We start from the raw sequence: 12,711 nt of genomic DNA, 5'->3' as shown, positions 1-12,711 counted from the left end.
TTAAAGTTTAAAATACCCTTTAATATCCTCACAAATTCTAAAGAAATTTACCCCATTAATAGTCGGATTTGTTTTAAAATACTCATACATTCCCACAAAACCGCTTTCAAGTTCTTTAGACTTTACTCCATAGCTAATCGATAAAGCCGCTTCTATAAAAGCTGCTAGCTTATCACAATACTTCAAAGCCTTTCCATCAATAGCCTTAAAACGATCCTCATTAACCGCATCCAAACTACCGCTATAAACACTTGGCTTGTTATTAAAAATACGATTTTCAAATTCATTTTTTACAAAGGCACTTTCTTCATTTTGTCCTTCTCTAATACCAAGTATATAACTAAATTCTTCCCTGAAAGATAGTGGTATAAAAGGTAAAATTTTCTCATTAATAAGTTTCATTTCATACTCATTGATAATTTCATTTAAACCATCTATGCCATATTTTACCGGAGAGATGATATCTCTAGTTAAACTTTCAGGCAAATCATGAAACAAAGCACAATAAAAATTGCTTTCTATCCTACTATCGCATGCTTTTACTTCTAAAGAATAAAAATAAGACAAAATAGCTACCACAAGCATATGTCCTAAAACCGCAGTTTCTGGAATCCTTGGAGTTTGTGCCCATCTTTTTTGAAAACGCAAGCGTCCGCTTAGATCGATTATTTTAGAAATTTTTCGATTAAGGGCTATTTTTCTTGCGCCAATTAACTCATAATAATCTTCTAATTCTTCTTCAACCTTAGCCTTAATCTCATCAATATCACTTAAAAATGAACTAGTTTGATAAACTATATTAAACTCCCACCTTGTCGCAAAATACGAAGCAGCTTTTAAAACAAGCCTTTCTTTTGCACAATCTTTACCTTGCAAAAAAAGCTCATAGCGTTTTAAAAACTCACCATTTTCTATATCTTGAATCATTGGTGCGATTTTACTTAACACCCAAGCACTTACTTGCTCATTTTTTGCACGCGTTATCTCATGATACACATCAGGGCGTATATCAGTCACTACCACCCTACTTAAAAACTCAAAAATTCCTGCTTCTATGATAAAACGCATATTGACATCTTTTTCCATTTTAGCAATGAAATAAGCAATGATAAATTTATGTGCTTGTTTATCAAGCTCGACTAAATTTGTCATTCTAGGATAATCATTCCACCTTGATATAGAAGCAGCTTTAAAAATATGCTCTATCAATTCTACACTAATCATTTATTTCCTTTTTTTGCTGTGATTTTACTTTATTTTATAATCTTTAGCAAATTTTAGATATGTTTGAAAACGAATTAGAGTGATTAAAAGCTTTCTATATCACTTAACTTAAGATAAACCTCATCATTTTTACTAAGCTCTTTATGATGATAAATGCTAAAAATATGTCCTTCCAAACTCACGCCTAGCTCATAAAAATCCCCATAAAACACGCATTCTAAAACGCTAGCCTTTAAAGGAGTTTGTGAAGTTGAAATTTGTATATCATTAGGGCGCAAAATGCCATTTTTACTTTGCAAATATGCTTTGAATTTCTCATCCAAAATTGTATTTGGATCTATAAAAAATGCCTCGCCCAAAAAGCAAGCACTATCTATATTTTTAGGCTTATAAAAAAGCTCTTTAGCACTTCCATAGTCTAAAATTTTCCCATCCTTAATCAAAGCGATATTATCTGATAAATAAAAAGCATCGTCTTTATCATGTGTGACAAAAATAGCACTAAGCTTATGTTCTTTTAAAATATTTTTGATTTCTTTGCGCATTTTAACGCTTAAAGTGTGATTTAAATTTGAAAAAGGCTCATCAAAAAGTATGATTTTTGGTCTTGCGACTATGGTTCTTGCTAGTGCTACTCTTTGAGCTTGCCCACCACTTAGCTCATTTGGATAGCGCTTTAAAAGTGTATTTAAATTTAAAATTTCCAAAACCTCATCAAGCCTTTGTTTTTGCTCGTTTTTGCCTAAAGAGCTTATACCAAAGCATATATTTTCTTCTACATTTAAGTGCGGAAACAAAGCATAATCTTGAAACAAAACCCCCACATCACGCTCTTGTGGGGCTAAATACATACTCTTAGAAGCAACTAGTTTATCCCCTATATAAATACTACCATCATTGATTTCAAAAAAACCAGCTATACAACCAAGCAAAGAACTCTTACCACAGCCACTTTCTCCCAAAATACTGACAATCTCGCCTTCTTTTAAGCTCAAAGAAATTCCCTTTAAGACCTCTGTTTTTCCAAAAGATTTGTAAAGATTGTCAATTTTTAAGATTTCCATTATTGTCCTTTTTGGTTGTTTTTATTTTGCAAATAATGCATTAAAAATGTAGGGATAATCCCAAATAACACTATAATCAAAGATGGCAAAGAAACATTGTAAATTAACTCATTTTCACTATAAGCAAATACAAGCGATGAAAGCGTTTGAAAACCTGAAGGTGAAAGTATAGTTGAAATAGGTAATTCTTTTAAAATATCCACACAAATAATCACCACAGCTAAAGCTAAATAATGTTTCATCAAAGGAAAATGAATTTGAGTGAAAATTTTAAGTGGTTTTGATTTTAAGGTTAAATTTGCATAGTCTATATTTTTAGAAATTCGCTCATAGCCTGATTGAGTTGCAAAAATCCCTGAAGCTAAAAACCTCACAAAGTATCCAAAAAACAGCACTAAAAATCCACCACCTATGGCATACTCAAAAGACAAAAGATCAAAAATATAATTTAACACACCCAAAATCACTAAAATTCCCACAGCTACCACAGCTCCAGGTAAAGAATACCCCAAAGTCGTAAGCCAAAGAATGATTTTAGAAGCTTTTGTATCATTTAAACGCACCACAAAACATAAATAAAATGCCACTCCCACAATAGCAAAAGAACTCACCAAAGCCACACTAAGACTATAAAATGCAGGTGTTAAGACATTGCTTAAATTTTGCATAAAATCAAACCCAGCCCAATAAACAAGCCACATAATAGGCACGACAAAGGCTAAAAATGCCACTAAAAAGCACCATAAAAAGGCTAAAAATGCCCTAAAGCCTTTTAACTCATCTTTTGGGGTAGGTAAAAACACATTTTGATTAAAGCCTTTTTTACCTCTTTGAATTTTTTCTAAAAGCATTAAAAATGCGATAAATACAAGTAAAGCCACGCTTAAAGCCACAGCACTGACTTCATCGCCACCACTTCCCCATGTTCTAAAAATTCCTGCACTAAAAGTATCTACGCCAAAATACGCCACCAAACCATAATCACTCAAAACCTCCATAGCCACCAACAGCAAAGCACCCACTATACCCACACGGCAAAATGGCAAAATCACTTTAAAAAATGTTTTTAAATTAGAAGCCTTAAGTGTTTTGGCACTTAAAATGATATTTCCAAGTCCATAAGCAAAGGTATTTTTAGCAAAAAAATACACATAAGGATAAAGAGCAAAAGATAAAATCACAATCACGCCATATGCATTCATGATATCTATACGCCTATCAACACCTAAAAGCGTGGGAATTAAGCCTTGAAATTCAAACAAATCAATCCAAACAAAACCCATTACATAAGAAGGTATAGCCAAAGGTAAAATCAAAAACCATTCAAAAAATTTCGAGCCAAAAAATTTATAAAAAGCTATCAAATAAGCACTAATTAATCCTATAATCAAACACAACACTAAAGTCCCAAACAATATAAAAGCACTACCAAAAATATACCTTGGTAAGACATTTTTACTCAAATGTTTTAAGGTATTAATATCTATAAAAGGAAGGTGTAAGATAATAGCAAGTATAGGCAGTATGATTAAACTACAGAAAAAAAAGGTGGCAAAAGACCACCTTAAACTTAAAAATTTCAAATTTTATTTTTCCTTAAAATTATTTCCATTGAACTTCATCAAAAATCATTAAAGATTCTTTAGCATTACCCCAATAAGCTTCGAAATTTGGCTTTTCTACTTTAAACTCGCCCCAAGATTGTAAAATTTTAGCAGGTTTTACTTCTTTATTTACTGGATACTCATAATTTTGGTTTGTTAAAATTTCTTGTGCTTCTTTTGAAAGCATAAACTCAATAAATTTAACCGCAGCTTCTTTATTTTTAGAAGTTTTTAAAACACCTATACCACTTACATTGATATGTGTTCCTCTATCATCTTGGTTTGGAAAAATCACTTTTACTGAATTTGCGGCTTCAACATCTTTAGGATTTTTTGAATTTGCTAAATGTCCTAGATAATAACTATTTGATATAGCCACATCGCCTTCTTTTGCATAGATTGCACGAATTTGATCACGATCCCCACCTTTTGGAGTACGTGCAAGATTATTTGCTATGCCTTGTGCCCATTCTTTTGCTTTTTCTTTGCCCAAAGTATCTATCATAGCACTTAACAAAGAAATATTATAAACATTATTTGAACTTCTTACTAAAACCTTACCTTTAAATTTAGGATCAGTTAAATCTTCATAAGTTTTAATCTCTCCATCTTTAATTCTATCTTTAGAAGCGATGATGATTCTTGCTCTTGTTGTAAAAGCATACCATTCGTTGTTTTTACCTCTTAGCTCTTTTGGAGAAAGTTTTTCTAGCTCAGGCGAGCTAACTGAAACAAAAAGATTATTTGTGCGAACTTGTTCTAAATTTCCCGCATCAGCAGTCATAAATAAATCTGCTTTTGAATTTTTACCTTCAACTTCTAATCTTTTAGCAAGCTCATTAGCCTTAGCTTGCACCACATTTACACTAATACCTGTTTTTTCTTGAAATAATTTGAAAATTCCTTTATCAGAATCATAATGACGATGAGAATAAATCGTAAGCTCTTGAGCACTTAAGCTCATAGCAGCTAGTAAAGATAGTAAAACTACTTTTGCTTTCATTTTATAAATTTCCTTAATTTTAAATTTTGAAATTGATAAGGATTATTATATTAATAATTCACTTTATATTTACTTAAATTGATATACATAATCAATTTAAAATAAAATAATACAAAATTAACATAAATCAAGATATTTTTTCTCTTATTTTTATATAATCATCAAGAATACAATATACAAAGGAGATAAAATGACACAAGAGCAAATTCAAATCATCAAAGATTGTGTACCAATTTTACAAAAAAATGGTGAAGTTTTGACAAAAGAATTTTATAAAATCATGTTTGAAGAATATCCTGAAGTAAAACCTATGTTTAATATGGAAAAACAAGCTTCAGGCGAGCAACCAAAAGCTTTAGCAATGGCTATTTTAATGGCAGCAAAAAATGTAGAAAATTTAGAAAATATGAGAAGCTTTGTTGATAAAGTAGCTATCACTCATACAAAATTAAATGTCAAAGAGGAGCATTACCCTATAGTAGGTGCTTGTCTTTTAAAGGCTATTAAAGTAGTGTTAAATGCAGATGAAACTACACTAAAAGCTTGGGAAGAAGCTTACAAAGCTATCGCACAATTTTACATAAACATTGAAAAAGAAATTTATGCAAAAGCTAAGTGACAATAGGCTTTGATTTTTCAAAGCCTATTTTAAAAACGCTATCCCCGCTTTTGCTATTTTTACATCCTCATCTAAGTGTGCTCCACCCACACCTATACCACCAACAACAACTCCATCTATAAAAATCGGTACCCCACCAGGCATAATAGAAAACTTATCATCTAAATAACGAATATCTTCAGGTATTTTACCCTCTTTTACACCTTTAAAAATAACTGCTGTTTCTCTTTTTTGCGAAGTGGCTGTGTAGGCTTTTTTATAACTAGCATTAATCGTATGCACACCTGCTTTATCATCTCTTAAAACTGCTAAAATTTGACCAGATTTATCTACTATGGTAATACTTACATGAAAGCCATTTTTTCTTGCTTCTTTCTTTGCAAGATCCAAAATCCCTTCAACCATTTGCGAAGTTAGAACAGGCTCTTTTACAAGCTCAAAAGATTTTGCCATCAAACTTACTCCTAAAAATAAACATAAAATAAATAATTTTTTCATTTTTATCCTTTAAAATTTTTCTACTGCATTTTTTGCTAGTTCTTTAATATCGCCTTTTAATTCACAAATTTGACCATTTTGTGCGAGTAAAATTCTATCAGCCATGTCAAAATATACTTCATCATGTGTTATAGCAAATATTGTAATGCCTTTTTGCTTTAAAAGTGGCAAAAGCTTAGTGTAAAAAAACTTTCTAAACATAGGATCTTGATCAGCTGCCCACTCATCTAATATTAAAATATCTCTTTTTTCAAGTAAAGCATTAAGCATAGCAAGGCGCTTTTTTTGTCCAGCCGAGAGCTTTATAGTGCTAAAAGTATTTTCCACAAGCTCTACTTTTTCATTTAGTTCTAAAATTTCAAGCCAATATGCCAAGTCCTCTTTGCTAAATTTCTCATCTTCTAAAACATGCTCAAATAAATGAAAATCACTAAAAATCGCACTAATTAAACTTCTATATTCATAAATATTTTCTGAAGTTATTTTTTCATCATCTAAAAAAATATCCCCTTTAAAGTCTATAAAAAGTCCTGCTAAAATCATAGAAAAAGTAGATTTACCACTACCATTTTTCCCTATTAAAAATACGCATTCGCCCTTTTTAAGCTCAAAATTTACAGGTTTTAGTGCAAAATTTTCATTATAAGAAAAAGATACATCTTTAAAACAAAGTTTTTGCCAAGTTTTTTTATTTTGACTAATTTTAAACTCATGAGAATAATTTTCTAAATTTAAATTTGAAATTTTATCTAAAGCGATTTTTGCCATCATAAGCGTAGGAAAACTTCCTATCATAGCTCCAAGTGGCGATCTTAAAAAAAGCACACTTAAAGCAATAGTAGTAGCACTTTGCAAACTAGCAAGTTCATAGCTTAAAGCTATATAAAACTCCACTCCTACTAAAGCTAGCATGGCGCTATTGCTCCAATTATTAGATAAGATATGTAAAATATTTCCTATAGTGGAGCTTTTTTTCTTTTTTAGAGCATTTTTTTCAAACTCGTTTTCATAATAATACTTTGCCCTTAAAGGATTTAAGGTTAATTCTTTATGCCCTTGTAAAATATTTTGATAGTTTTTTTGCAAAGCATCATCATTTTCCCTAGCATTTTTAAAATAAAAATACACCTTGCTCATCAAAAAATTATCCACCAAAAAAACACACACTATCCACACAAAACACAAAAAGAAAATTTCTAAAGAAAGATAAGCTATATAAGCACTTACACAAATAATCAAAACACTTGATTGTATGAATTCAGGAAGTCTTAAAAGTCCAAAAGAAATACTACGCACATCATTATTTAAAGAAGCCAAAATCTTTGCTTTAGTAGTATTTAAAATACTCAAAACACTTGTATCTAAAATTTGCTTTACAACCCTTCTTTGCATTTTAAAAATAAAACTTTGTCCAAACGAGCTTAAAGCAATTTCTACAAAAGAAGAACTCGCAAAAAATACAAGCAACAAAAGCACAAAATACACGATAATATTTGAGTTTTCAAGATTAGCTTTTAATAAAAATTCATTGATAAAAACTAAAGTCAATACACCTAATATACTCGTAAAAATACTAAAAAGCAAAAAAAGAATGATTTTTAATTTGCTTTCTTTAAATAAAAAAACTAAAAATTTCATTTAATCTAAACCTTAACTCTAAAAGCAAATTATATAACAAAAATATGCATAATAAATTATTTATATTGTTTATGTTTATTTGTTTTTATTTAACTATAAATAAATTTTGTTATAATATATTTAAAAATTACATATTGATATTAATAATTATTTAAGGATAGCTGATGTCTAGTTTTTCTAACCATATTCTTTTATCTGGTATTGTTATTTCTATCTTATTTGATCAAAGTCTAGCGCTACCTAGTGGTGGTAAATTTACACATGGAACTAGTGGTTCTATTAGCATAAATGATAATCATATGAATATCCACGGAAATGGGCAAAATTCTGTAATACAATGGGGGGGGGGATTTAGCATAGGCAAAAATGAAAGTGTAAATTTTAATGGCTCTAACAAAAACTACCTAAACATTGCTCATGGTACAAGTAAATCCACCATAGAAGGTTTATTAAATGCAAGTGGCAATAATGTCTTTTTAATCAATCCTAATGGAGTAATCATAACTAAAACAGGAACTATCAATGCTAATCGCTTTGTGGCTTCAACCTCATCAATAAGTTCTGATGAAATACAAAAATTTGCAAATGGAAAAACAAACACCATACAATCACCCATTATAAAATTAGATAAAAACAATGGCAATGTAGTTAATATGGGAAATATTAACGCTGAAGAAGTTGTCTTTATAGGAAATAAAATTTTATTAAATTCAAATATTAAAAATTCAAATGATTTATTAACCAAAATCAACTCAAAAAACATCAAACTTATAGGAAACGAAATAGACATTGATACATCAAATATAAACGCAAATTCTTTATCAAAATTAGAAGTAAGTGCTAAAGAAAGAGGTTCTATATATTTAAATGCTAGTGGATATTACTACGATCCTAATTCTTTTGCAGTTTTTGATAAATTTAAACAAGCTGATTTTCAAAATATAAAACATAATAATAACTCCTTTAACATATATGATTTTGTAGGAATATCTTCAGATGTTGATTGGTGGCATTTTGCCAAAGGTTGGAATGAAAATAAAAAAGATTTTAGAAATACAGCTGTTGAATACAGACTAACAAATGATATAGATTTTAAAGGAAAAAACTATGCAAATTACTGTATAGAAGGATATGGTTGCACCAATATGATAGTAGGATATAAAGATCCTATTTACAATGATAATTGGGAAATTATAGAAGATAATAGCTTTTATAATAAAATTTTTGACGGACAAAATTTTGCTTTAAAAAATATATTCATAGATACAAATGTATTATCAGATTCTTTAAGATATGTTGGTATATTTGGAAATGCTAATGGTTCTGAATTTAAAAATATAATAATTGATTATAACAATAATTCTATTCTATCAAACTCAATGTATACTGGAGGTTTTGTAGGATATGCAAGTGGTGGCAGTAAATTTGAAAATATAGAGTTAAAAAATATCTCTAAAATCTCTACACAAAATAAAAACAATCTCTACGCAGGAGGTTTTATAGGATATGTTAATGGTGCTAACTTTAACAAAATTGATATAAAATCAATAGGAGAAATCAGCGGTATTAGCCTTGAAAATAGATCACATATTGGAGGTTTTGTAGGTGGAATTAACAATGGAAAATTTGAAAATATAAACATATCACAAATAAATAAAATTATTAATGATAAAACAACAAAAGCAACATATACGGGTGGTTTTGCCGGAGAAGTATGGGGAGGAAAATTTAGCAATATCGATATAAGACAAATTGATGAAATTAATGGAGGTTTTGTTACAGGTGGTTTTTCAGGTAATATAGGCTATGCTGATCTTGAAAATATAAATTTAGATATAAACAACATAACCTCCACTTTTACTACTTTACGCCATACTTATGCTGGCGGGTTTGTAGGAAGTATTGATTCTGGTGATACTTATTTTAAAAACATCAATGTGCGTGTTAAAAATGTAAAAAGCATTAGTCAAGATAACAAAGATGGCTCATTGGAAGAAGATTTTTTTGATACAGGAAATGCTTATGCTGGCGGGTTTGTAGGTTTTGCTAATGGAGGTGTTTTTGATAATATTAGCATAGAAGCTGAAAAAATAGAAAGCATTAATAATAACTCCATGGAAGGCACTCGTGCTGCAAGCGGTGGCTTTGCAGGAAAAATAGAAGGATATAGAAGTGATAATTTATCTCTTTCAAATATCACAATAAAAAATATTGACACTATTTCAGGCAAGATTGAAAAAGACAAAAGCGGAATGGTGAATGTTGGAGGTTTTGCAGGATGGATTCAAAAAGAAGGTAAAGGAAGTTTTTCTAACATAAGCATATATGATATAAAAAATATACAAGCTTATGGACAAAAAGACTTTGCCAATGCTGCTGGGTTTATCGGATATATTGAAGGGCGTTCAATGTTTCAAAAATTTAATTTAGATTTTAAAAATATATATTTATTTTTTGAAAATGACTCCCAAATACAATCTTTTGCAAGTGATGGTAAAAATTTAAGTGGAAAATTTATTAGTGCCTATAACGATAAAAATGTAAATTTAGCTTTTAAGAATATACATATTTATCATCATGAGAATGATTTTAATGATGTTTTTAGCGACTTAAAATTACGGAAAGATATGAAAATTAATATTCATACCTATAATGATGATAATAAAAATTTAAAATTTGAAGATTTTTTAAGTAAAGATAATACAATAACAAGACCTATTATAGAACTACCAAAAAAACCAGATTTTTCAAATAAAATAGAAATTAATTACCCAAATATAGACAATATCATACAAGAAGAAGCCATCCTTGGTAAAGATGATTTATATGAAGATGTCATCAAAAATGAAATTCTAGCAGATCTTATCAATCAGCATTATAAAATATATATTGATGTTTTATTGGATATGTTAGCAGAAAAAGATTATAATCTAATGACAGAAGATGAAAAAGTAGATTTTGTGGCAAAATACTTCATCAAAGATACAGCAAATAATAAATCACAAGCCTTGAAGATAGTTCAAAGTTTAGATTTTATAATGGCTTATCAAAACAACGGATTAAATAATGCAAATAATGATAAATTTGAAGAAGGTGTAAAAGATTTTTATCAAAACAATATAAAATCAAATATAGACAAAACAATTGAGAAAAAAATAAGTATATTAGAAATTCTAAAAGGAGAGTTAAAAGATATAGTTTTAAATTCACAACAACTTCTAAAAGAATTGGAAAATATAAAATTACAACTTCAAATAGCAGAAAAATCTTATAATGACTATATAAAAAACAATTCTTCACTAGATCCTAATAAGCTAGCTCAATTACTTAAAAATATCAATATGCTAGAAAAACAACAAGAAACAATAGCTTCCAAATTAGGATTAGCAGAAATTAAAAATAAAATAGAATATCAACACAATAAAGGTAGTTTTTTAATAATGGGAGATTATCAATATGACTTATATAAACCTATTTTAGAAAGCATTGATCTAACACCTAGTATTCCGGTTGAACCTGATTTGCCTTGGACTGATCTAACACCTAGTATTCCGGTTGAACCTGATTTGCCTTGGACTGATCTAACACCTAGTATTCCTAGCATTCCTACACTAGAAAACAATCAAGCAAAATCAAGTCTAAACAATAATCAAAACTATCCTGCAATGATTAATGACAATATTGCTAATTTATTTTTATTTAATTCTTTAGGAGATGATTTAGTTAAAGATGAAATAATAATCAAAGAAATTGGAGAACTTGATATAGAAGCTCGTAAAAAAACTTGTATTGTAAGCGATGGGTTTAAAGCTATGAACCCATGTGCTAATTAAAGAAAGTTAAATGCATAAGATTATTGTTTGCACCTTAATTTTAACATGTGCTTTACGAGCTACAAATGACAATATAAAAATAATAGAATTATCCCCTGATAGAAATATACCACAAAACAAAGCTTTAAAAGAAAATTTAAAAACTGAACAAAATTATGAAAAATTTCAAGATGCTAGAGAAATCATAAATACACACCAAGAACATTATGAAAAAGAAATACTTACTCACTATAATTTTCACATCACAAACAAAGGAATTGATTTTGAAAATTTAGGAATTGAAGAAGAGGAATTACATAATCTCATATTAAATTATGAACAGAAAAAATTTAATATCCAAGATTTGCAAGATGTATCAAATATTGTTGCTTATTATTTCCAAGTTAATGGCTATCCTGCTGCAACAGTGTTTATTCCAAAACAAAATTTTGAAGATGGCAATATAGAACTAAACATTGCTTTAGGAGTATTTGGAAAACACATAATAGAAAACAAAACCTCGATCAAAGATCATTTCATAAAAGATAAATTAGATAAAAAACTTAAAGGTAGAATTATCTCCACTAAATTAATAGAAGATAGCGCATATAAAGTCAATGAAATGTATGGAGTGCAAACCCTAGCAGGCTTACAAGCAGGAGAGAATGTAGGAGAAACTGATATAGTTATAGAAGTAGTGCCTGATACTAAGGCTAATGTATTATTATATGCTGATAATTATGGTATTGAAAGTTCTGGCAAATATAGAATAGGCATCAGCATGGGATTTAATTCTATACTTAATATGGGAGATTATTATAATTTTTACTTACAATCAAGCAATGAAAAACAAATCAACTATGGGGCTAGTTATACTTTCTTTTTAGGAAATTTAAAAATTACTCCAAGTGTATCAAAAGGAAATTATTCCTTGGGAGAAGATTATGAAAATGCCGGATTTTATGGTACTTCTAGAAATTTCGGTATAGACTTTTCTTATCCTGTATGGATTAATACTAATTCATCATTTTACTTTACTTCAAGTATTTATCATAAAATACTTAGTGATACAAGTGCTGGATTTTTAACTTTTAATAAGCATTCTAATGTAGGTAGCATAGGTTTAGAAGGTTTATTTAGAAATTTTCATAACACTTTTATTTATAGTACCAAAATTAACCTAGGCAAGATCTATGACGATGGGGTTAATTTTTTAGGTACTAATTATAAAAATAATAGTAATGGCATG

9 protein-coding genes are annotated in these 12,711 nt (G+C 29.2%); 3 read left to right on the top strand and 6 right to left on the bottom strand.

Annotated features, from left to right (window positions below; all coding sequences use genetic code 11):
• From L8X97_RS06410 to L8X97_RS06395, 4 genes are all read right to left on the bottom strand, one after another.
• Complete coding sequence (locus L8X97_RS06410) at positions 1–1,224, bottom strand: HD domain-containing protein (protein WP_263662905.1); 1,224 nt, start codon at positions 1,222–1,224, stop codon at positions 1–3.
• Positions 1,225–1,307: 83 nt separating this feature from the next.
• On the bottom strand, positions 1,308–2,288 hold the full coding sequence (locus tag L8X97_RS06405) for an ABC transporter ATP-binding protein (protein ID WP_263662904.1): 981 nt from the start codon (positions 2,286–2,288) through the stop codon (positions 1,308–1,310).
• Complete coding sequence (locus L8X97_RS06400; protein WP_263662903.1) at positions 2,288–3,871, bottom strand: ABC transporter permease; 1,584 nt, start codon at positions 3,869–3,871, stop codon at positions 2,288–2,290. Before L8X97_RS06400 ends, L8X97_RS06405 begins: the two co-directional genes overlap by 1 nt.
• Before the next feature lie 19 nt (positions 3,872–3,890).
• Positions 3,891–4,895, bottom strand: a complete 1,005-nt coding sequence (locus L8X97_RS06395) for an extracellular solute-binding protein (protein ID WP_263661604.1) — start codon at positions 4,893–4,895, stop codon at positions 3,891–3,893.
• A 190-nt stretch (positions 4,896–5,085) separates the two neighbouring features.
• Here L8X97_RS06395 and cgb point away from each other — a divergent pair, with 190 nt between their 5' ends.
• A complete protein-coding gene (cgb, locus tag L8X97_RS06390; protein ID WP_133319038.1) occupies positions 5,086–5,514 on the top strand; it encodes a single-domain globin Cgb in 429 nt (142 codons plus the stop codon).
• 24 nt (positions 5,515–5,538) lie between these two features.
• Here the strand turns inward: cgb and L8X97_RS06385 are convergent, their stop codons facing one another.
• Together L8X97_RS06385 and L8X97_RS06380 are read right to left on the bottom strand one after the other, a co-directional pair.
• On the bottom strand, positions 5,539–6,012 hold the full coding sequence (locus L8X97_RS06385; RefSeq protein ID WP_133319039.1) for a GlcG/HbpS family heme-binding protein: 474 nt from the start codon (positions 6,010–6,012) through the stop codon (positions 5,539–5,541).
• A 9-nt stretch (positions 6,013–6,021) separates the two neighbouring features.
• A complete protein-coding gene (locus tag L8X97_RS06380; protein ID WP_263662901.1) occupies positions 6,022–7,650 on the bottom strand; it encodes a multidrug ABC transporter permease/ATP-binding protein in 1,629 nt (542 codons plus the stop codon).
• Between the two features lie 164 nt (positions 7,651–7,814).
• On the opposite strand from L8X97_RS06380, the gene L8X97_RS06375 reads away from it, so the two are divergent.
• Complete coding sequence (locus L8X97_RS06375; protein WP_263662899.1) at positions 7,815–11,483, top strand: filamentous hemagglutinin N-terminal domain-containing protein; 3,669 nt, start codon at positions 7,815–7,817, stop codon at positions 11,481–11,483.
• Positions 11,484–11,493: 10 nt separating this feature from the next.
• Positions 11,494–12,711, top strand: a 1,218-nt coding sequence (locus L8X97_RS06370) for a ShlB/FhaC/HecB family hemolysin secretion/activation protein (RefSeq protein WP_263662897.1), incomplete at its 3' end; no start/stop codon positions are given.

Origin of the sequence: Campylobacter sp. CNRCH_2013_0671h, assembly GCF_025773055.1 — a bacterium.
GTDB lineage: Bacteria > Campylobacterota > Campylobacteria > Campylobacterales > Campylobacteraceae > Campylobacter_D > Campylobacter_D lari_D.
This window is presented reverse-complemented; position numbering and strand designations above follow the sequence as displayed.

Coding starts and splice junctions, on each gene's coding strand:
- L8X97_RS06410 (WP_263662905.1), bottom strand. CDS start 1,224: ATGATTAGTGTAGAATTGATAGAGCATATTTTTAAAGCTGCTTCTATA.
- cgb (WP_133319038.1), top strand. CDS start 5,086: ATGACACAAGAGCAAATTCAAATCATCAAAGATTGTGTACCAATTTTA.
- L8X97_RS06385 (WP_133319039.1), bottom strand. CDS start 6,012: ATGAAAAAATTATTTATTTTATGTTTATTTTTAGGAGTAAGTTTGATG.
- L8X97_RS06395 (WP_263661604.1), bottom strand. CDS start 4,895: ATGAAAGCAAAAGTAGTTTTACTATCTTTACTAGCTGCTATGAGCTTA.
- L8X97_RS06375 (WP_263662899.1), top strand. CDS start 7,815: ATGTCTAGTTTTTCTAACCATATTCTTTTATCTGGTATTGTTATTTCT.
- L8X97_RS06380 (WP_263662901.1), bottom strand. CDS start 7,650: ATGAAATTTTTAGTTTTTTTATTTAAAGAAAGCAAATTAAAAATCATT.
- L8X97_RS06405 (WP_263662904.1), bottom strand. CDS start 2,288: ATGGAAATCTTAAAAATTGACAATCTTTACAAATCTTTTGGAAAAACA.